The sequence below is a fragment of the Acinetobacter sp. TAC-1 genome, from assembly GCF_029025845.1.
Taxonomy (GTDB): Bacteria; Pseudomonadota; Gammaproteobacteria; order Pseudomonadales; family Moraxellaceae; genus Acinetobacter; species Acinetobacter guillouiae.
The window spans coordinates 2,233,604-2,254,624 of record NZ_CP118892.1; the positions used below are offsets into that span (position 1 = coordinate 2,233,604).

The 21,021-nt window shown below is 38.3% G+C and carries 18 protein-coding genes; 15 read left to right on the top strand and 3 right to left on the bottom strand.

All coding sequences use genetic code 11. From position 1 onward, the window contains the following. The first annotated feature begins 37 nt into the window (after nucleotides 1–37). The 15 genes from PYV58_RS10440 (at nucleotide 38) to PYV58_RS10510 (ending at nucleotide 17,376) form a co-directional block, all read left to right on the top strand. Nucleotides 38–1,822, top strand: coding sequence for an IucA/IucC family protein (locus PYV58_RS10440; RefSeq protein ID WP_034616747.1), 1,785 nt, complete (start codon nucleotides 38–40; stop codon nucleotides 1,820–1,822). After that, nucleotides 1,815–3,287 carry a SidA/IucD/PvdA family monooxygenase gene (locus PYV58_RS10445; RefSeq protein WP_034616749.1) on the top strand — a complete coding sequence of 491 codons (1,473 nt, stop codon included), beginning with the start codon at nucleotides 1,815–1,817 and terminating at the stop codon, nucleotides 3,285–3,287. Before PYV58_RS10440 ends, PYV58_RS10445 begins: the two co-directional genes overlap by 8 nt. Then, nucleotides 3,284–5,092, top strand: coding sequence for an IucA/IucC family protein (locus PYV58_RS10450; protein ID WP_034616752.1), 1,809 nt, complete (start codon nucleotides 3,284–3,286; stop codon nucleotides 5,090–5,092). Before PYV58_RS10445 ends, PYV58_RS10450 begins: the two co-directional genes overlap by 4 nt. 101 nt (nucleotides 5,093–5,193) lie before the next feature. After that, nucleotides 5,194–5,826 (top strand): GNAT family N-acetyltransferase, encoded by a 633-nt coding sequence (locus PYV58_RS10455; RefSeq protein WP_034616754.1) that lies wholly within the window; start codon nucleotides 5,194–5,196, stop codon nucleotides 5,824–5,826. A gap of 14 nt (nucleotides 5,827–5,840) precedes the next feature. After that, nucleotides 5,841–6,224 carry a hypothetical protein gene (locus PYV58_RS10460; protein WP_034616757.1) on the top strand — a complete coding sequence of 128 codons (384 nt, stop codon included), beginning with the start codon at nucleotides 5,841–5,843 and terminating at the stop codon, nucleotides 6,222–6,224. Continuing rightward, the gene (locus PYV58_RS10465; protein ID WP_034616759.1) at nucleotides 6,212–7,465 is read left to right on the top strand and encodes an MFS transporter; all 1,254 of its coding nucleotides are present in this window, start codon (nucleotides 6,212–6,214) and stop codon (nucleotides 7,463–7,465) included. The genes PYV58_RS10460 and PYV58_RS10465 overlap by 13 nt, the downstream gene beginning before the upstream one ends. 10 nt (nucleotides 7,466–7,475) lie before the next feature. Continuing rightward, entirely contained in the window at nucleotides 7,476–9,752 is a 2,277-nt protein-coding gene (locus PYV58_RS10470) for a TonB-dependent receptor (RefSeq protein WP_034616761.1), read from the top strand. A gap of 140 nt (nucleotides 9,753–9,892) precedes the next feature. Beyond that, nucleotides 9,893–11,188 carry an MFS transporter gene (locus tag PYV58_RS10475; protein WP_034616764.1) on the top strand — a complete coding sequence of 432 codons (1,296 nt, stop codon included), beginning with the start codon at nucleotides 9,893–9,895 and terminating at the stop codon, nucleotides 11,186–11,188. A 70-nt stretch (nucleotides 11,189–11,258) separates the two neighbouring features. Next, on the top strand, nucleotides 11,259–12,857 hold the full coding sequence (locus PYV58_RS10480) for a histidine-type phosphatase (protein ID WP_171077803.1): 1,599 nt from the start codon (nucleotides 11,259–11,261) through the stop codon (nucleotides 12,855–12,857). 63 nt (nucleotides 12,858–12,920) lie between these two features. Beyond that, entirely contained in the window at nucleotides 12,921–13,595 is a 675-nt protein-coding gene (locus tag PYV58_RS10485) for an HAD family phosphatase (RefSeq protein WP_034616767.1), read from the top strand. 100 nt (nucleotides 13,596–13,695) lie between these two features. Beyond that, nucleotides 13,696–14,364, top strand: coding sequence for a 2'-5' RNA ligase family protein (locus tag PYV58_RS10490; RefSeq protein WP_034616770.1), 669 nt, complete (start codon nucleotides 13,696–13,698; stop codon nucleotides 14,362–14,364). Then, nucleotides 14,352–14,864 carry a bifunctional adenosylcobinamide kinase/adenosylcobinamide-phosphate guanylyltransferase gene (gene cobU / locus PYV58_RS10495; protein ID WP_034616773.1) on the top strand — a complete coding sequence of 171 codons (513 nt, stop codon included), beginning with the start codon at nucleotides 14,352–14,354 and terminating at the stop codon, nucleotides 14,862–14,864. Before PYV58_RS10490 ends, cobU begins: the two co-directional genes overlap by 13 nt. 80 nt (nucleotides 14,865–14,944) lie before the next feature. Further along, nucleotides 14,945–15,997 (top strand): nicotinate-nucleotide--dimethylbenzimidazole phosphoribosyltransferase, encoded by a 1,053-nt coding sequence (gene cobT, locus PYV58_RS10500; protein WP_034616776.1) that lies wholly within the window; start codon nucleotides 14,945–14,947, stop codon nucleotides 15,995–15,997. Between the two features lie 30 nt (nucleotides 15,998–16,027). Next, complete coding sequence (locus tag PYV58_RS10505; RefSeq protein WP_004821760.1) at nucleotides 16,028–16,639, top strand: histidine phosphatase family protein; 612 nt, start codon at nucleotides 16,028–16,030, stop codon at nucleotides 16,637–16,639. Beyond that, entirely contained in the window at nucleotides 16,636–17,376 is a 741-nt protein-coding gene (locus tag PYV58_RS10510) for an adenosylcobinamide-GDP ribazoletransferase (protein ID WP_034616781.1), read from the top strand. Before PYV58_RS10505 ends, PYV58_RS10510 begins: the two co-directional genes overlap by 4 nt. Nucleotides 17,377–17,504: 128 nt before the next feature. Here the strand turns inward: PYV58_RS10510 and PYV58_RS10515 are convergent, their stop codons facing one another. From PYV58_RS10515 to PYV58_RS10525, 3 genes are all read right to left on the bottom strand, one after another. After that, the gene (locus PYV58_RS10515) at nucleotides 17,505–19,592 is read right to left on the bottom strand and encodes a TonB-dependent receptor (protein WP_034616784.1); all 2,088 of its coding nucleotides are present in this window, start codon (nucleotides 19,590–19,592) and stop codon (nucleotides 17,505–17,507) included. Nucleotides 19,593–19,784: 192 nt separating this feature from the next. Next, nucleotides 19,785–20,321: a DUF2058 domain-containing protein gene (locus PYV58_RS10520; protein WP_004821753.1), complete on the bottom strand. Its 537-nt coding sequence runs from the start codon at nucleotides 20,319–20,321 to the stop codon at nucleotides 19,785–19,787. 15 nt (nucleotides 20,322–20,336) lie between these two features. Then, a complete protein-coding gene (locus tag PYV58_RS10525; protein WP_004821751.1) occupies nucleotides 20,337–21,011 on the bottom strand; it encodes a YoaK family protein in 675 nt (224 codons plus the stop codon). Between the last annotated feature and the right edge of the window lie 10 nt (nucleotides 21,012–21,021).

The following is a 21,021-nucleotide window of genomic DNA, read 5'->3' on the forward strand; positions in this document are numbered from 1 at the left end:
AGTGCAGTAAAAAGTCTTGTACAGAGGATATGGTCAGATGAAAGAGCTTGCCAGCCGATTGGCGATGCAGCACCTAATCAATGCATACTCACAAGAAACAGGAAGTAGAATTTTACTGGAGAAATATCAGCAAAACTCTACACAACTTGCGTTTAGCCAAGGCTTGACCTTGTTAATGATTCCATTGGAATCCATCCAATCCCAATTATATGTACCGCTTTCGTATAGAAGTCTTCTAGGGCGGCATCGAATAGATAAACTGCCGCAGATTTTTAATAAAGGACAAGCGCAAAGGTTTAGTCCAATTGCGATGGTGTGCTTACTTCTAGAAGAGCTGCTACGAAATTCTGTTGAATCCTTAGATTCAGCATCATTGGTTGAAAAATGGATCCAAAGCCGAGATGCTTTAGCTGAGTTTTTAAATCAGCGTCAATATAATTTTGACCAATTGATTCAAGCAAAACAAGATTTTATCCAGACAGAACAAGCCTTGATTCTTGGGCACAGTATGCATCCAGCGCCAAAGAGTCGCACAGGTTTTGTTCATGAAGATTGGTTAAAGTTCTCACCAGAACACAAGGGTCAAACACAACTGTATTACTGGTTAGTTGCACCAGAATATCTGGCAGAAAGTGCGACATCAGATCAGCCAATCACGACTCAACTCATCAAACATATGCAATGGTATTTGAGCGAAGCAGAATTAGATTTAATTCATACACATTCAAGCTATAAATTATTGACACTTCATCCATGGCAAGCACGTTATTTACAGAGCAAAGATTGGTATAAAGAGTTAAAAGCCAAAAAGAAACTAATTGATTTTGGTGAAAAGGCTTGGCATTTTTCCGCAACAACATCCGTCAGAACATTGGTCAGCTATTCAGCGCCGTGGATGGTGAAACTTTCACTATCCGTGATGATTACCAACTCTATCCGAGTCAATTTGGCCAAAGAGTGTCATCGTGGAGAAATCACGCGTCAACTTTGGCAGGGGCGAATAGGTCAGTCGATTTTAAAATCTTGTCCTACATTGAAAGCAATTCATGACCCCGCATGGACTGCGTTAATCATCGACGGAACAATTGTTAACGAAACGATCTGCATTTTTAGAGATCAGCCCTTTGATCGACAGCAGCAAGTGTCATGTATTGCCTCCTTATGCCAAGATCATCCAGCAAAAAATTTAAATCGCTTTGATCATTTATTTGAACAAATTGCACAGGCAGAACCGCAGCTAAGTATTGAAAAAATTGCATTAAATTGGTTTGAGCGATTTTTAGCGATCAGTTTAGTCCCCATGATGTATTTGTATCATCACTATGGCATGGCATTTGAGTCACATCAGCAGAATGTACTGGTCGAATTGGAAAATGCGTATCCTCAAAATTTATGGTTAAGGGACAATCAGGGTTTTTATTACATCAAAGAGTACGCCACTGAGATATTAAAAGAATACCCGGAACTTGATGGAAAAGCGCAGGCTGTTGGGCCAAAAACTTTGGTTGATGAAAGGTTTAGCTATTATTTTTTTGCTAATACTTTATTTGGCATGATCAATGCAATTGGAGCAACAGGGAGTGTTTCAGAACAGCAACTTATTGATCTATTGCAAGATAAATTGATGGAATTATATCAACAGTATCCTGACAGTAGTTTATTACAAGGCTTATTATATCAACCAACCTTGCCATATAAAGGGAATTTACTCACGCGTTTATATGAGCTGGATGAACTGATTGCGCCTGTAGAACAGCAATCAATTTATATTCAGTTGCCAAATCCTTTATGTCTAAAACAAAAGGATGCAATTTATGCTTGATTTTATTGCTGTGGGTTTAGGACCGTTTAATTTGAGTTTAGCCAGCTTGTTACAACAAAAATCAAAGCTAAAATATCTGTTTTTTGAAAAACAAGCTCAGTTTGATTGGCATGCAGGAATGCAGCTTCCAAACACAATGTTGCAAGTGCCTTTTATGGCTGATTTAGTCTCTATGGTAGATCCGACCAGCCCATTTAGTTTTCTCAATTATTTAAAAGCACAACAGCGACTCTATAAGTTCTATTTTTTGGAACATCCACATATCCCTCGTAAAGAATATAATCATTATTGCCAATGGGTTGCAGATCAAATTGAACATATTCAATATTCATCTGTAGTCACAGAAATTGTACCCAAATCCTATGGCTTTGAAGTTCTCGTTTTTCAAGCGGGGATTTATCAGCGCTATCGCTGTCGAAACATTGTATTAGGGGCGGGAAATGTGCCTTATATTCCACAATGTATGCAGACATTGATTCAAAGCTATCCTGAGCGATGTAAACATTCAGCACATTATCTAGAGCATCAGCCAAAAAATTTACAAGGCAATGTTGTGGTACTGGGATCAGGGCAATCTGCGGCAGAAATCTTTTTAGATTTATTCGATCGTCAATATCAATTTGATCAGGTTTCTCAAGCGAAATTCAATCTCAATTGGCTGACCCGAGCCAATGGCTTTTTCCCTATGGAGTATACTCCATTAGCTTTAGAACATTTTAGTCCAGATTATAGTCAACATTTTCATCGCTTTGATGACCTCAATAAAGATTTACAACTGAGTAAACAGTCACTTTTATATAAAGGAATCAGTGCGCAAACCATTCGTGAAATATATAAGAAACTTTACCACCGACATCTTGCTGGAAATGATTTAGCAACACATTTGCATAGTCAGTCCAACCTAATTGATGCTGTTTTAACGGAACAGGGGAAAATTAGACTGATTTTTCAAGATCGAGTGACTTTAAAGCAGTTCAGTCTAGACAGTGACTATGTGATCTGTGCTACAGGCTATCGCCGTCCTGAATTTCAATTTCTCAAGCAACTGAAGCCCTTGATTAAAACCAATCCACAAGGACATTGGAATATTTCAGCAAATTATGCTGCTGAATATGCTGGCATTGGCAAAATTTTTGTTCAGAACATGGATATGCATAGTCATGGTGTTGGCACACCTGATTTGGGTCTAGGTGCATATCGTGCGGCGACAATTGCCAATCAGCTTGTGGGTTATGCGCTTTATGACTTAGCAACAGCTCCCCAATGTTTCCAACATTTTGATCCTTTGCAGAATCCGCAAGTCCAAGTGATCCCGAAAAATATCACAACACAGCATCATGTGCATGCTCAGCATGTTGAAGATTTGGTTAAAAATGTCAATTTTCAATCTCAAAGCCCAAGTACACAACATTCTCAGCATCAACAAAACCATCAACGATATTCGAATATTGAGAACAGCATATGAGTTTTGCACAGTTACAAATTAATCAGCAACAATGGCGAAGTGCAGGCCAGCGCTTAATTGAAATGGCAATCGCTGAGTTTTTATATGAAGAAATTATTCAGGCGGAAAGTCTGGGTGATGATGTATTTCAATTGAGATTGGATGACCGAATTTATCAGTTTAATGCACAACAGTACTTATTGGGACATTGGCAGATTCAAGAGGGTTCAGTACGTGATTTAACTTTGGATACGAAAAGGCCTGCTTGGAATTTGCATCAATTTATTGCCGCTTTTTCCAATCAGGTTGAGGTTAAACCCTTTACCAAAGCCTATTTGATTCAAGAGATGAACAATACATGGTTAGCTGAAGCACATGTACTGGATGAAAATCGACTAACAAGCGCAGCAGCATTGACTGCACCGCATTACCAAATTGAAGCAATGTTGCGCGGTCATCCTTGGTTAATTATGAGCAAGGGGCGAATGGGCTTTGGTTATGATGATTATCTGAACTCAGCGCCTGAGATTTTACCCAGAGTCAAAGTGTTATGGCTGGCTGTGCATGGTGATTTGGCAGAGTTTCGTTCTACACCTGAATGGTATGCAGGACAGTTATATTGCCATGAGTTTGACCAGCAGGAATTGCGACAATTCCGTGAAAAAATGCAAAGTCTTGCTTTAAACTCAGAGGATTATTATCTCATTCCTGCACATGCTTGGCAGTGGCATCAATGGATTGTGCCAACTTATGCCAATGAAATTGTAGATCAAAAAATTGTCGAACTTGAAATTGGTCAAGATGATTATGCACCAATGCAGTCAATACGCACTTTATGTAATACATCATATGCACAACGTCATTACATTAAACTACCATTGAGTATTCTAAATACCGCCGTTTATCGAGGTTTGCCAGCTCAACGCAACTTAGCAGCACCTGCTGTTACAGCATGGTTAAAAAATATTTTAAAACAAGATGTGGATTTACAAAAAACGGGGGTGGTGTTTTTAGGTGAGATTGCAACTTTGACCATTCGGCAGCCTTGTTATGACCACATTGCAGGCGCACCTTATCAATTTAAAGAATTGTTTGGCTGTTTATGGCGTGAGAGTGTAGATCCATTTGTTGAATATCATCAGCAGGTCTTATCACAAGCTGCTTTATTACACCGTGATATTCAAGGGCTTTCCATTTTAACGGTGCTTATCCAAGCTTCAGGATTAGCCCCATTGGATTGGTTAAAACAATTTATTAGCGTCAGTATTCAGCCGCTTCTGATTTGCCTTTATAAATACGGCCTTGCATTTTCCCCGCATGGTGAAAATACCATGTTAATTCATGAAAATGGTGTACCTAAAGCCATGGTACTCAAAGACTTTATCGATGATATCAATCTTGTCGATGAAGATTTTCCTGAATTGGCGGATCTTCCTGACGAAGCTAAAATTTTACTGAGACATTCTGCACAAGACCTCAGTCACTTTATTTTTACAGGTTTGTTTATGGTGCATTACCGCTATATCTGTAATGTATTTCTACAGGATTTCCCACAACATCATGAAATTGAATTCTGGCAAACCGTATCCTATGTAATTGATGAATTTCATCAACAGCATCCAGAATATTCAGCAAGAATTGAAAAGTTTGCAATGTTTAGAAATCAATACCATAAGGTTTGCTTAAACCGTGTTCGTCTATTTACCACCAGTTATCACGATGAAGCACAACGCCCCGTACCTGTAATTCTAGATTTGATTGCAAACCCTGTAAGCCCAGAAACCTTAAACAGTTGGATAGCACAATTTTCGCCTGCGCCAGCATGATAAACCGTGCTCGCGCAGACTAGCTATGTGTCTGTATAGCACTTTGATTCAATACAAATTGAAAGCACGATAATCTAACAAATACAACAAAGGTGACAGTGATGAAAACGTTATCACAGCAATTGCCAGACTTTTATGAATACTATGAAAACAGCAACACGTTTTATTTACGTCAAGTGAAATACCCTGATGATATGGCTTTATTACACAAATGGATGCATGAACCACATGTGATTCCGCAGTGGCAACTGAATAAATCAGAAACAGATCTGAAGGTCTATTTTGAAAAACAATTGGCTGATGATCATCATCGTTTATTTATCGTTGGAGTTGATGGACAGGATGTGGGCTATGCAGAAATCTATGAAGCTAAACGAGATCGATTAAGTCGTTATTATATTGCGCATGAACTGGATTTGGGCTGGCATTTGCTGTTTGGTGAAAAATCGGCCTTTGGTAAAGGCTATCTTAGAACAGTAGCGCGCTTATTAAACTTTTATATTTTTGAGCATGCGAACTCGCTGAAAATCGTAGGTGAACCCGACTCGACAGTTAAACCCTATGCAGCAGTTGTAGAAGAAATGTGCTACGAAACTCAGGGTATTCTTAGGATGCCAGAGAAAGATGCAATGTTATATTATTGTTTTAGAGATACTTTTTACCAAAAATTTGGTGAATACCTAGTCCAATCTCAGCAATATTTAGCACAAAAAAAACAATATAAAATCCAATAAGTTGAATTTGCCTTATGAGTTATCAATCTATACATATTCAGATCAAAGAGATGATTTTTTGCAAAGATGTCTCAATCGTTGAATTTCAGTTCTGGTTGGCTGAAATTGAAACATTTCTATGTCAGCAACAAAATTTTGTTTTGGTGATGAGGAGTGCAAAAGGTACAACATTTCCAGAGGAATACCGTCAAATTCAAGCGAATTGGTATAAAAAAAATAAAGCCAATTTTTTTAAGTACTGTGTAGGTTTAGTACGGATCGCCTTAGATCAAGCCGATCAAGTACGGCTCAATACACCTGCGCTACATGTTGCATGGCAAGTTCCATATTATGTGACATTAGATCGCGCTGATGCATTGCAATGGGCTGTGCAGAGGTGGCTATTATGCAACGCATAAATAATTTAACCAAACAATCTGTCACTCAACAGATTTCCGTACTTAGTTTAGGTGTTGTGGTAGTTTTATATTTGGCCCATGCCTTGCCTTTATATTTTTATAATGTGGCATTGCCTGCGATTTTAAGACATCAAGGCGTAGATCTACGCTGGATTGGGTTATTGTCACTGCTTTATATTCCTTGGGCTTTCAAATTCTTTTGGGCACCACTTATTGATCGTTTTTATATTAAAAAATTAGGCAAACGAAAAACGTGGTTGCTGTTCACTCAAATTGCTTTGGTTTTAGGGATTATTGCGCTTGCATTGACTCAGTTTTCTTATGGGTTACTGGCCTTTGTCATTATTGGTTTATGGATATCGAGTTTTGCAGCCACCCAAGATATTGCCATTGATGGATATACCGTTGAAGCATTTTCACCACAAGATTACCGCTTTGGCAGTATGGCGCAAAGCATTGGCGTTGCACTTGGCAGTATGCTCGGTGGTGCTGCAACACTTTGGCTATATCAATATTATGGATGGCAAACAGCACTTATCTGTTTAGCAAGCTTAACCGCTTTGACGATGTTTACAGTTTTTCAAATACAAGAAAAAAACACTGAACACATGATGAAAAGCCCACCGAGTTTAATGCGAGCATTTAAACGACCTGAAATTCGTTGGGCATTACTTTTAATTGTTTGTTATCGCTTTGTAGAAGCCCCCGCAATGGCAATGCTCAATCCAATGCTGATTGATCAAAAATGGTCACTTTCACAAATTGGTGTGTTGATGTCTGTGGTAGGGGCTGGTGTTGGATTGCTTGCAGCCGTTTCTGCTGCATTGCTGCTCAAAAAGCGAAAGGCGACCCAATTACTGCTATGGGCTGGCTGGGTGAGAACACTGATATATGGACTCTTAGGAATCGCGATTCTGTTCGGATGGCTAAATCAGTGGCAGCTTTTGCTGGGGGTTTTTGTGATTGCATTCCTTGCAATTCGTTATATCGCAATGACTTCTTTATATGCATATTTCATGCAAAGTAGCTCAAAAGCGCAAGCAGGGACCGACTTTACAATTTTGGTGTGTTTTGAATTGCTGGTCTATTTTATTGGCGGGGCTGGCTCAGGTTTTCTTGCCAAATCATTAGGTTATGGCAATTTTTATATTGTTTTAGCTATTGCATCTGTAGTGAGTTTGATTCTCTCACAACTCATTATTTCCAAATCACAAAAAACTCTAAGATCAGAGATGTTGTAAGGGATAAATCATGAAAAGAACATCAATTCAAATACAACTGACGTGTTTAAGTTTGGCTATTGCGACACAGATTTATGCGCAAGAGCCCACGACTCAAAAAGTTGAAAATACTGGGGCAGAGGTAAAAAGCCTAGCGCCAATCGTGGTCACAGCAACACGTTCTGCAAAAAGTATTTCAGACATTGCAGGGACGGTGTATCGCATTGAACGTAATGAAATTGAAAAACAAGCCAATGCGGGTAAAAGCACGGCAGAAATTTTAGGGCTATTGGTTCCTTCACTCACGCCCAATACTGGTACAACTTCTAATTATGGTATGACCATGCGCGGCCGTGTGGTGCAATATATGATTGATGGGATACCACAAACAGGCTCACGGGATGGATCGCGTCAGCTCAATAGCATTCTTCCTTCAATGATTGACAGAATAGAAGTTGTGTCTGGGGCAACGAGTATTTATGGCTCAGGTGCAACTGGCGGTATTATCAATATCATTACCAAAAAAGGCGGTGATGAAGCTTTAAGTTTTGAAACTAAACTGGGGCTAACCTCTGGGAATAATTTTAAAGGCGATGCCTTGGCTTATGAAGCTTCACAAAATGTTTCGTTTAACCAAGATCGCATCAAAGGTAATTTGGGTGTTGGCTATGTTAAACGGGGAGAAATTCAAGACAGTCGTGGCGATCGTATTGGGCCTGAGGTTGCGCAAACAGATCGTCAAGATACCCAAACCCTTGATGTCAATGGACAACTCACTTGGAACATTTCAGATCAACAGCACTTAACTGTTGGTGCGCAATATTATAATGATGAACAAGACAGTGATTATGGACCTGATTATGGTCAGGGTTTATCTGTCATATTTAGAGGAGCTACACCCAGTTTAAAAGCATTAAAAGGCTTACAACTCGAAGACCAACCTAGAACAAAACGCTGGTCAACGCACGCCCAATATAATCATAATGATGTATTGGGGCAAAGCTTAACCTTGGAAGCTTATTACCGTAAAGAGCAGGCAAGATGGTTTCCAACCGCAGTAAGTTTACCGCATCCGCAATTACCTCTTCCTACTAGAAGTATTCCTGTTGTGATGCAGTCTAATACCGATATTAATATTTGGGGATCACGTTTAGCCTTACAGAAAGATTTTAAAGTTGCAGATCGGGCTTTAGGGTTAAGTTACGGTTTAGATTTTGAAAATGAGAAAAATGGTCAAGAAGGGCAAAGGTATGATACTAATACTTTTATTGCGAGTAATGGCTTAAATCATCAAGCGACAAAAAACTATGCGATGGGACCAGATGTTCAAATTGCAAAACTTGGGGCATTTATTCAGGCGAATTATGCAGTTACGGATCGTATAAATTTACAGACAGGCGTGCGTCACGAACGAATTAATAGTGATGTCAGTGATTCTACCCCGTACCCTGAAAGTATTGTCGCTGACTTCGATCCTAGCTATACGGCGAAAAGTTTAAAAGGTGGTGAAGTAAAACATAATGCAACTTTATTTAATTTGGGCGGGGTTTATCACTTAAATGATACGCAACAAATTTTTGCTAATTTTTCTCAAGGCTTTAGTATTCCAGACGTACAACGGATGCTGCGAGATGTTCCAGCAAGTTTTGTTGTGACCAGTAATAATATTGATCCGATTAAAGTGAATAATTATGAACTCGGCTGGCGTTTACAAGAGCAAAAGGGACTCAATCTAGGGCTGACTGCTTTTTATAATGATTCTGATAAATCTGTGAGGTTTAATGCTGCCCCAAATTTTAATATTGAAGTGATTGATACCGATGAACGCATATATGGTTTGGAAGCCAATGTAAAATATGCAATTTCTGATATGTGGAATATGGGAGGAACTATTGCTTATACGCGCGGTCAATTTAAAAATATACTCGGTGATTGGCAAGAGCTAGATGCTACACGAGTTTCACCACTGAAAGGCACGCTATTTTCAGAATGGCAATTTGCAGATAATATCAATTTACGCGTACAGACTTTAGCAATTGGTGGTACAGATCAGGCCGCTAAAGACTATGTCAATCCATTAAATGACCGCAGTATTCGAAAACCCGCTGAGATTAAAGGGTTTGCGATTGTGGATGTGATCACCAGTGCAAAAGTAGGTCCAGGCAGATTAGGCTTTGGCGTTTATAATGTATGGAATACAGACTATAAAACAGTGTTTAGTCAAGCGGTTGCGCCAACCTATGGGGCTATTTCAAGTTTGGCTGCACAAGGTCGTAGCTACGGTTTAACTTATACGCTGAAGTATTGATCCAGATAAAGCCTCTTTAAAATTTGAAAGAGGCTTTTTATTGAGCAATATCTCGATGAAAAATACTGAAGCGTGGGTAATTATATAAATCCAATAAAAATTTTCCTAATCAGTCAAGACTGCTATTTTAGGAGATTCAAATGAATAAAAATAATGATATTTGGATGATGGCAACGCTGCTCAACGGGATCAGCTTATCCATGATTTTACCTTTACTTGCACCTCTTATTCGTCTATTAAAAATCTCAGAGCTTCAGGCAGGTCTGATGGTGTCTGCCAGTGCATTGCTGATGAGTTTGACTGCAATGTGGATTTCTAAAAAACCAAATCTTCAAAATCATTATTATTTATTGAGTATCGGTTTTATTGGAATGAGCATAACTTGGGGACTATTTTCAGGGGTATTAAGTTATGGACTAATGTATAGCATGCCAATTGGACTACTTTTCACTTTATTATTGCTTACACGAAGCAGTATTGGCTTTTTTATGGCAATGCCGCAAATCGCATTACAAAGTTATGTGATGACGCGATATATAGATGAAACGACACGCAGTCAGAAGATGGCAAGCTTTGGTGCCTTAAACAGTGTAGGGCTAATTTTAGGGCCATTTTTAACCACATTACTCATTATTTGGGGAATATTGATTCCTTTGTGGCTCGCCGTATTGCTTTTGACTGTCATGAGTATGCTGATAGTAGGTTTATATCAACACAACGGGGAAAATGCTCAACAGTCACATTCAAAACGTCATGATCCAAATCATTCGCCTTTAACCTATCATTTTGATGAAAATCAGCATTTTCAAGACACAGTTTTACAAAAAGAGATTTCTCAGCAAGATTCTAGTCATTCGCAATTGGTTCGTCTGAGTGATGATGATCTAAGAAAATCGATGATTTGGTTGATCCTTGGATTTAGTTTATATATTGCGATTATTACTCTGAATTTAACTGCAGGTTTTTATATTCAAGATAAATTTCAATTTAACATTCAGCAAAGTGCCCTCTATTTTTCGCAATGCTTGTTGATTGTGGGGATTGTTTCGGTCTTGATGCAAATTGCGATTTCTAAATGGTTTAAATGGTCTTTAACACAGCTTTTAATGGTCGGATTAAGCACGATGTTGGTTGGGCTGATCTTGTCAATTTATACCCAGCAGATCGTGATTTTTCAGTTGGCTTATGTTTTTTATGGTATCGCTGTGGCATGTCTAATGCCTGCATTTACCACAGGTGCATCACAATCAGTTTCGATAAATTTGCAAACTAAAATTGCTGCTTTATGCACCATGGCGCAAGCGCTCAGTTTGGTTGTTGCACCATTAATGAGCACAGGGCTGTACCAACTTAACATTATCTTCCCATATTATTTACTGCTTAGTATTTTCTTATTGCTGTCTTTTTATTTTGTTGTTTTTAAATGGAATAAATAGAGGATGGTCATACCAGTGTCATGTTCTTTGATTAGTTTGCCTGCATTAAATCAAATATGACATTTCAATGATGAAACCATTTAAAATTAAACATTCGCTAATCGTTTGTTTTGCTTCAGGACTATTTTTAACAGCCTGCAATAATGATCATGATGATAATTCAGCTGTTGTCGTCCCACCTAAAGTTGATACATCACTATATTTACAGACCAAACAACCCTATCAACCTCAGCAGAAACTAAGCAGTTATGAAGCAACGCCAGCAGGTTATCGTGCAGTTTTTACAGAATTAGTTGCTCGACATGGTTCACGAGGTTTATCGAGTATTAAATATGATTTAGCTTTATACAACATGTGGTTAAAAGCAAAACAGGAAAATGCTTTAACGCCATTGGGTGAACAATTGGGTGCTGATTTAGAAGCCATGATGAAAGCCAATATTCTATTGGGTTATGGAGTGGAAGGTATACGCCAGTATGGCTATGGCAACGAAACTTCTGTAGGTATTAAAGAACATCAGGGTATTGCAGATCGCTTATTACAACGCTTACCACAATTGTTTAATCAAGCCAGTCAACAAGGTAAATCTGTACAGATCGTTAGCTCGGGTGTGGATCGTGCGGTGGACAGTGCTAAATTTTTTACCAATGAATTGTTGAAACAGCAACCAAGTTTAAAGACTGCAATTACACCAGCAAGCTATCAAACCCTCAACAGTACCTCTATACCAAGTATTGTCGATGGCGGGGTAAATCGCTTTCATCTGTATTTTCATAGTTTAAATGCACAAGACGATTTGGCCAATGTTAAAACGGATTTAGACAAAACAGTCTATGCGGCTAGTTTAAAATATCAAGATTTTGAAGAGAATGATCCAGATTTAAAACAAAAAATTAAAACATTGAGTGCAGATTCTAATGCGCAAAAAATCGCAACAGAAGTATTAAGCCCAATTTTTAAAACAGCGTTTATTCAAAAAATTGGTCAAACTGGCTATAGCTTTAGTAATTCAGGATCATTCACTGTAACAAGCCCTAAAGGTGAACAGATTACTGAAAAAGGAAAGGGGAAAAATACAATTGCCAGTGCAGTAGATGCTGCTGCTTATGTGTACGAGTTGTATTCAATCACTGGCGGAATGCAAGACGAGCTTGGGGTGACAAATTTTAAAAAATATATGCCAATTGAAGCGGCTAAGTTTTATGCGCAATATAACGATGCCAATGATTTTTATAGTAAGGGCCCAAGCTTTGATACAGGCAAAGCTGTAACAACAGATATTGCCAAATCACTCAAACAGGATTTATTTAAACAAGTTGATGATGTTATGAGCAATACACAAAAGAATGTTGCTGTATTAAGATTTGCTCATGCTGAAATCATAATCCCTTTAGCCACCAGCTTAGAGTTAAAGGGGATGATGCAATCTGTGCCCTTGACGCAGACGTTTAATTATTCAAATAGTGCGTGGCGTGGTGAAGATATCTCACCGATGGCAGCAAACTTACAGTGGGATATTTATCAGAATTCGCAAGGGCAGACTTTGTTAAAAATGCTCTATAACGAAAAAGAGATTGCTTTTAAAAAAGATTGTGATTATGCCCGCTATAAAGTAAACAGCTATTATTATGATTATTTAAAGTTGAAACAATGTTATAGTATTCAATAGATTGCTATAAAATTTGAGGGAGAACGGGTTTCTCCCTTTTAATCTGTTTATAAAAGGAACACTGTGAAATTCCAGCAACATACGATTCAAGCTGCTATTTTTGATATGGACGGTACGATGCTGGACACTGAGTGGCTTAGATTTGATGTGTTAAAACAAGCGTCTTTGGAAATCACTGGTGTAGAATTTAGCTTAGATTATTTGATGCAATGTTTAGGGCTTAATGCGTTAAGCTCAGAACAGTTAGCACAAAAGTTTTATGGTCAAGATATCCCTTACCAGCACATTCGGCAACGTGCTGAACAAATTGAACTTGAGATGATTTTGTCGCAAGGCGTACCAGTGAAAGCTGGGCTTTTAGAAATATTAACTTATTTGCAATCTCAAAATATCCGATTGGCTGTCGCTACATCTAGTACCCGAAAAATTGCTGAAAAATATTTAAAACTTGCAAAAATTGATCATTATTTTACCTTGTTGGTCTGTGGCGATGACGTGATACAAGGTAAACCACATCCAGAAATTTTTAACAAAGCCTGCACCTTATTAAATCTAAATCCGCGACACAGCTTGATGATTGAAGATTCTGAAAATGGGATTACTTCAGCAGACTTGGCTGGGGGAGTAACGATTTTGATTGAGGATATTAAAGAACCAAATCAGACCATGCTGGCGAGAGCAGATTACTACTTTGAATCTATGTTGGATTTTTATCAGGCAATCATAAAATCTGACTGAATAAAATTCATTTTCAATTGAACAACACTCAGTCAATTCAAGATTTAAACATGATGATTACGTGCTTTAATAGAAGCATTAAAATTAATGTGAATTTGATGTGTTTTTAGATTCTCAAAGTTTAACAACTCCAACTGAGACACATGATTATCCCGAGTGGCACAAAGGGAGAAAACACTACGCCTTATGGTATATCGAAATTCATCATCCTGAATTATTGGCTTATTTAAGCGATTTAACAGAAAAATTCTCAAACTATTTATTGCACCCCAATACACGCCAATTTCATATCACATTGTATATTTGTGGTTTTCTAACAGAAGATAAAAAGCAATTTGATGATGATTTTATCCAAAGTAAATTTCAACAACAGCTTAAAATTTTGAGCCAAAACCCGTTAAATAGTTTTAAATTAACAACAGGAAAAATAAATAGTTTTAGCAGTGCTTTATTTATAGAAATTCAAGATCATGAAAATAGCCTAAGCAATATTCGACAATTATTATCCCATTCAAGCCAAGAAATTGCTGCTTTAGATTATTGTCCGCATATCACCTTAGGTTTGTATCCAGCTGAATTTAAAGCGCAACAAATATTTAAGGCTATTGAAACGATTGATCAAAAAAGTTTTGAAATTGGCATTGATCAGCTTAATTTTGGTATATATCAAGCACAAGTCTTACAGGGGCCTTTAGCTACGTTACATCAGCTTATACTCAATCCGAAGAAAACAGATGGATCTTGGGAGTCAAATTTATGTTGCAATTAATCCTAGGTGGCGCGCGTTCAGGCAAAAGTAAATTAGCTGAACAGATCGCAAAAGACTCAAATCTACAAGTTGTTTATATTGCTACCGCGCAAGCGTGGGATGATGAAATGCGACAACGTATTTCACACCATCAGACACAACGACCTGATGCATGGCGGCTGATTGAAGAACCACTTTACCTCGCCGATTGTTTAAAACACATAGATCAACAAGAACAAGTGATTTTGGTGGATTGCTTAACCTTATGGATGAGTAATTTATTGATGCTTGAGGACTCAAATCTTCAGCGCATCGAATGTGAAAAATTGCTAAAAATTCTACCTACATTAAAGTCTAAAATTGTTTTAGTTAGCAATGAAACAGGGCTCGGTGTTATACCAATGGGTGAAATAACCAGAAAATTTGTTGATGAATCAGGACGTTTACATCAACTATTAGGTCAAATAGCTGATAAAGTAGTGTTTTGCATCGCAGGTTTTCCGATGTTATTAAAAGGATAAATATTGTGATTTTTATCATATAAACTTGAGCATTTTAACGATTAACAATGAATTTTTAAAATACGAGATGGAGAGCAACAATGAATTGGTGGTTAGAAGCATGTAAAGTGCCAAACGCAGAAACAAAACAACAGGCTGAAGAACGTCAATTACAATTGACCAAGCCAACAGGCTCGCTGTCTGTTTTGGAAAATGTCGCCGTGCAATTGGCAGCTTTGCAAAGTAACTCAAAACCGAATGTAGATAAACCTTGGATCACGATTTTTGCAGGTGATCATGGGGTAATGGCTGAAAATATTTCAGCATATCCGCAAGCTGTAACGCGCCAAATGTTGCAAAACTTTGCAACGGGTGGGGCTTGTATCAGTGTGATTGCTAAAGAATATGCTGCGACTTTACAAGTCATTGATTGTGGCACAGTGGGTGAGGCTTACCAATATCAAGGCGTTGAGCGTCATAGTATTGCTCAAGGGACTGCCAATTTTGCTCAACAAGTGGCAATGACTGAGCAACAATGCCAGCAAGCCATGGCGCTGGGGCGTGAGAGTGTAGAAAAAGCCATTGCACAGGGTGCTTCTATTTACATTGCTGGAGAAATGGGGATTGGAAATACCTGTTCCGCTTCTGCGATTGCATGTTTCTTATTAAATGAACCTGCTGAGCAACTGACAGGTGTAGGCACGGGGATTCGTGCTGATCAGTTGATTCATAAAAAAAATATCATTCAGGATTCACTTGAGTTACATAAAAATTATGTTGAAAATGATGCATTTAAAGTTTTGTGTGCTGTAGGTGGCTTAGAAATTGCTGCAATGACAGGAGCTTATATTCGCTGTGCTCAACTCGGGATGCCTGTAATTGTCGATGGCTTTATTAGTTCTGTGGCGGCATTAGTCGCAGTACGACTCAATCCTGAAGTTCGACAATGGATGTTGTTCGGTCATCAGTCTGCTGAATATGGGCATCAACGCCTATTACAAGAATTGAATGCTGATCCATTATTAAAGCTTAATTTACGTTTGGGAGAAGGCAGTGGTGCGGGTGCTGCCTTGGGTGTGATTAAGTTGGCATGTAGTTTACATAACAATATGGCCACTTTTGCAGAAGCTGCGGTAATTGGCGAGAAAGTTTAAATTTATTCATAATTCAAAAAGAGCATATGCATGAAATTGAGGATTGATCTATTACGTCACGGGGAAACTACGCTGAATCATACTTTGCGTGGTTCAACTGATGATGAATTGACAGAATTGGGCTGGCAACAAATGCACCAGACCATTTCCTATGATCAATCCTCTGTGCAAACGCAATGGGATTTTATGTTTAGCTCGCCTTTAAAGCGCTGTTTCTCATTTGCACAGAGACTTTCTGAACAAGTTCAAATACCACTGATGCAAGATCATCGATTACAAGAAATTCATTTTGGTGATTGGGAAGGTATTTCAACACAGCAGATCTATGCAAAAACGCCTGAATTATTGGAAAATTTTTGGCAATCTCCGACACGTTATACTCCACCAAATGCTGAAAGATATTTAGATTTTCAGTATCGAATTAAGCAAGCATTACAAGCGATCAAAGAGCAAATGCTGATTACACAAAGCCAAACAGCTTTGATTGTGACGCATGGTGGTGTGATTAAGCTTTTAAAATGTATGGCGCTACAACAATCTCTTGATGATATTTTAAAAATGTCTGCTGAGCTTGGGCAATTAAATCGCTTTATGTTGGACAGCGAAACCATGCAGTTAGAGTTATTGGAGAGCAATAAATGACCCCATTTTTTATTGCATTGCAATTTTTAACGATTTTCCCTGTTTATTTAAAAAATATGCCTTCGCCAAAACAAAATGGTCAGTCACTGCTATTTTATCCAGTGATTGGGCTTTTGATTGGTTTGGTTCTGTTTGCCGTTGCCAGTTTTCTACATGTTTTGCCTGTAGTTTTACTCAGTACCATTATTCTGGTCATCTGGATTTTGCTCACGGGTGGCTTACATTTAGATGGTTTAGCGGATACTGCGGATGCTTGGGTCGGTGGCTTTGGTGATAAAGAAAATACCTTAAGAATTATGAAAGACCCAGCATGTGGACCGTTTGGTGTGCTGAGTTTAATTGTTATCTGTTTGATTAAATGGTCTGCACTGTATGTGTTATTACAAGAACAACACTATACTGCTTTGATTCTATTTCCTATTTTAGGGCGTTTAACACCATTATTTTTATTTCTGACCACTGAATATGTCCGTGAAAAGGGCTTAGGCTGGTCGATTGCTCAATATATCCCTAAAACTTGGGCAATGATCATTTTTGGTATCAGTTTATTGGGTGCGGGTTATTTTGTCTGGGTTGGTTTAGTGACGGCGACGATTTTTATTTTGACCTTGATTTATCTACGCTATAAGTTTATTCAACGAATCGATGGGATTACGGGTGACACCATTGGTGCCAGTATAGAAATCGCAGAAACCGTCTGTTTACTCTGTTTTATCATTTGTGGTTTTTATATTTAATCAGATAAAAAAACCGAAGTTTTTAAAACTTCGGTTTTTAAATTGATCACTTATTTATGTTTATCTACTCATTATTTATCAGTAAATAATTAATAAGATTTTGATTTATATATCTATGCTAATCAAAATTAGAATTTTTTCTCTACACTGAACAAGAAGCTTGGAATAGCATCATTGACCCGAGCTTCATATAAAGCACCATCACTTTGATTATTTAAGCGCTCTTTATAGTCTGTACTCAAAATATTACGAGCACTCAGTGTTGTTGCCCAGCCTTTAGGGAAGCGTTTTGTCGCACTAATATCCACATTTACACGTTGATTGGTTGTACGATCATAGGGAAGATTGTCTAAAGCACGGGTAAATTCAGGCGTGTAGCTTAGATTAATACTGCTTGCCAATTGCCAAGGCTGGTAATTGTATGAAACGCCTGTACTTGCTGTATAAGGGGCAACATCACTGGCTAAACGGGTATTATGATCGGTATCTTCGATTTTGGCGCGTACCGTCGATAATTGTCCATTCAACATAAATGAATGACCATTTTCGGTTTGTTTTAAAGCATAGCGACCTGAAATTTCTACACCGTAGGTTGTTGCTTGGTCTTGGTTATACGGACGTTCAACAAAGCGTGTGCCTTCTTGACGAATCACTTTTTCGATATAGTCATCAATATCTCGATGAAAAGCCGTAATATTTACGCCACCTGCAGTCGTGTTATAACCCAAGGTTGTTTCCAGTGCGGTGATTTTTTCAGGTCGAAGATTGGGATTACCACCACGGTCTGGGTTATTGATAGAGCCTGCATCAGCATCTGTTGAAATGGAAACAGTCGGCATGAGATTGTTACTATTTGGACTTTTAAAGGCGCGACTAACATTGGTTTGCAAAGACCATTGATCGTTAAAGTCTAAACGGTGTGCAAGCACAGGGCTGAGGTTTTGATCACTGTATTCAACCAAGCCTGAACGTTCTAACCATTCCTGACGTGCGCCCACGGTAAGCGTTTGACGTTTTGAAAACTTCCAACTGCCTTCCAAATAAAGTGCATAACGTTGCTCATCTAATGTATCAGCAATATTGCTTGCTAGCGCATTAGCACGTGCATCAAGTCCAAATTTTACTTGTTTGCTTTCGTCAAACTTGCGTACCCCATCATACGCTAAGCCGTATTCATTCACAGTTTCATCAATATAAGAACTGTATTGATTGGAACGAGTGGATTCAGTTTCATTTTGCTTTTCAATAGATAAGCGGACTTTGTCTGAGTCACCTTTATCTTTACGCTCATAGCGGGTATTTAAACGAATACTGTCATTTTTATCATTTTGAACTTGATTACTGCTAGAGCCATCACTTTCATTCTTACGATAAAAAATTTCTGAAACCAGTTTTTGTTGATCATCAATTTGATATTCAACACGTGGTGAAAACATGGTATTTGTACGATTGGTAGTGCGTATTTGTTGGCGTGTACCATTTATATTTTCAATTTCTGTGCTTGATTTGCTGTCATTCCACATTTGATTGGCTGAAACACTGTAAATCCATGCACCATCACGCCCATCTGCTTGTACACTGATATTTTTACGCTGTTCTTCTTTTTGATCCGATTGGGTGATGCCATATCCTAATTTAACATTGCCACTGATTCGAGCATCGTCTAAGGGTTCTTTTAAAATGATATTGATCACTGCGGATGAGGCAACTGAGGCTTGAGCTACACTAGGTTGTTTGGTGATTTCAATTCGTTCAATCATTTCAGGCGTAATTGAGTCAACAATAGACATACCACCACGTGGTCCACCTTGTACGGCTTCACCATTAATCAAAAATACTGGTGCGCCACCACCACGAAAACGCATGCTGCCTGAACCGCTTGATCCACGTGGTCCTTGTCCAGGTGTTGGCATTTGAAAACCTGCTGCACGTCTTAAAGCATCATTGACCGATTGATCGCCGAATTGCAGCATTTCTTCACGTGTCACAATGGTTTTAGCGACCGCACTGATATCAGGATCTTTAGCAGGTGTTTGTTCAGCGGCAAAAACCAAGGTTTTTAATTGTTTTGGTGATTCATTTTCTTTAAGTTGAGTCGCTTCAGTGGTTTTATTTGCAGATATTGTTTCATCATTTGCAAGGCTTGCAGAGGTGATGGCGAATATTGCAAGGCTTAAAGTACTCAATGTACCCCAGTAAAGTTTTGTACGGTGCATGTTGCATCGTTCCGTTTATGTAATTTCGCGTAAGATTAGCGCACAATTATGTAGAAATTTTGAGGAAAAGTGCATGGATGAAAAATAAATTTAATGCTGAATTTTTTTATTTAAATCAAAAAAAAGCCTAATGATTGAAGCATTAGGCTGATGAAATTTCTAAAAATATAAACTGAAAAATAGAACAGGGGATTACCACATTAAGTCATCTGGAATAACATAAGCAGCATAAGGATCTTCCTCATCTGTCACTTGTTCATTCTTCTCAGAATTATTGACAATAATAAATCCAGTCATTTTTTCATTGATACGTTCACCCAAAGCTTTGGGTAAAATTGCGTAGGCATCATTATTGTCATGTGCAATCACCAAACTGCCTGAAACCAAGGCATTATAAACTTGCTGATTGATATAGATTTTCTTAACCGAACCATCGATAAACTGATAGACCGCATCGCCATCTGTATCTGTGATTTTATGTTGACCAATCATTTGGATAATTGAAGCTTTTAAGGCTTTTTCATCTAAAATGCGTTGTTTCTCTTGATTCAGCGCTTGGTCTTTACTGATTTTCTCTTGTTTGTCTTGTTCAATTTTAGCTTTAAGCTCAGCTTCATTACTCTGACCTGTACGTTGCTCGTGCTGTGCCTGCTTTGACAATTTCTTTGCTTTTTTATTATCCACTAAGCCAGCTTTGAGTAACTGTGCTTGCAATGCGTTTTTGACCATAACAATAACCAACCATTAAATGTGTTTCGAACCATGCCGAAAATAAATAAACCAATACGTTAAGCTGAGTATTAAACTTAATCCAGCAGGGATAAGGAATGAATTTAATTGTAAATAAGGATACACGATACTGGCAATCAGTCCACCCAGAATAAATCCGCAAAGAATCAATAAATGTAATGTGACACGGCGCTTTTCAATACCGAGTCCTCGAAACAGATAGCCTAAAGCCAAACCAAGATCAGTTAAAACCCCTGAAAGATGTGTAGTGCGGATAATTGTGCCTTTATAGTGGCTGACCATGGCATTTTGCATCCCCATTGCGGTACTTGCCCAGAGTAAAGCATATTTTGGATAATAAGGAATAAATAACCAGCAAAGCAAAATAAACACACTGACAAGACTGAGTGGAACGCCATATCTACGACCCAGTTTAAAATTGCTATTGCCTAAAATAAAGCCACTATAACTTGATCCAATCACATAACTGAGCATGACCAAGAAAAGGTAAAGCACATGATCATATTGTTGATGAATCAGTGCTTGCGCAAATAAACTGGCATTGCCCGTCATATGAGAGATGGATTGATGAAGCACGGTAATCAAACCAAGCACATTAATTATGCCTGCATTGACTGCAAGCATAAACGCACCTAGTTGAATCCAAACGGGCAAATACTGTAGAGGCATAATTCCTTCT

Excerpts from the sequence above, each read along its gene's own strand:
- PYV58_RS10440 (WP_034616747.1), top strand. The coding sequence starts at position 38 with ATGAAAGAGCTTGCCAGCCGATTGGCGATGCAGCACCTAATCAATGCA.
- PYV58_RS10445 (WP_034616749.1), top strand. The coding sequence starts at position 1,815 with ATGCTTGATTTTATTGCTGTGGGTTTAGGACCGTTTAATTTGAGTTTA.
- PYV58_RS10450 (WP_034616752.1), top strand. The coding sequence starts at position 3,284 with ATGAGTTTTGCACAGTTACAAATTAATCAGCAACAATGGCGAAGTGCA.
- PYV58_RS10455 (WP_034616754.1), top strand. The coding sequence starts at position 5,194 with ATGAAAACGTTATCACAGCAATTGCCAGACTTTTATGAATACTATGAA.
- PYV58_RS10460 (WP_034616757.1), top strand. The coding sequence starts at position 5,841 with ATGAGTTATCAATCTATACATATTCAGATCAAAGAGATGATTTTTTGC.
- PYV58_RS10465 (WP_034616759.1), top strand. The coding sequence starts at position 6,212 with ATGCAACGCATAAATAATTTAACCAAACAATCTGTCACTCAACAGATT.
- PYV58_RS10470 (WP_034616761.1), top strand. The coding sequence starts at position 7,476 with ATGAAAAGAACATCAATTCAAATACAACTGACGTGTTTAAGTTTGGCT.
- PYV58_RS10475 (WP_034616764.1), top strand. The coding sequence starts at position 9,893 with ATGAATAAAAATAATGATATTTGGATGATGGCAACGCTGCTCAACGGG.
- PYV58_RS10480 (WP_171077803.1), top strand. The coding sequence starts at position 11,259 with ATGAAACCATTTAAAATTAAACATTCGCTAATCGTTTGTTTTGCTTCA.
- cobU (WP_034616773.1), top strand. The coding sequence starts at position 14,352 with ATGTTGCAATTAATCCTAGGTGGCGCGCGTTCAGGCAAAAGTAAATTA.
- cobT (WP_034616776.1), top strand. The coding sequence starts at position 14,945 with ATGAATTGGTGGTTAGAAGCATGTAAAGTGCCAAACGCAGAAACAAAA.
- PYV58_RS10505 (WP_004821760.1), top strand. The coding sequence starts at position 16,028 with ATGAAATTGAGGATTGATCTATTACGTCACGGGGAAACTACGCTGAAT.
- PYV58_RS10510 (WP_034616781.1), top strand. The coding sequence starts at position 16,636 with ATGACCCCATTTTTTATTGCATTGCAATTTTTAACGATTTTCCCTGTT.
- PYV58_RS10515 (WP_034616784.1), bottom strand. The coding sequence starts at position 19,592 with ATGCACCGTACAAAACTTTACTGGGGTACATTGAGTACTTTAAGCCTT.
- PYV58_RS10520 (WP_004821753.1), bottom strand. The coding sequence starts at position 20,321 with ATGGTCAAAAACGCATTGCAAGCACAGTTACTCAAAGCTGGCTTAGTG.
- PYV58_RS10525 (WP_004821751.1), bottom strand. The coding sequence starts at position 21,011 with ATGCCTCTACAGTATTTGCCCGTTTGGATTCAACTAGGTGCGTTTATG.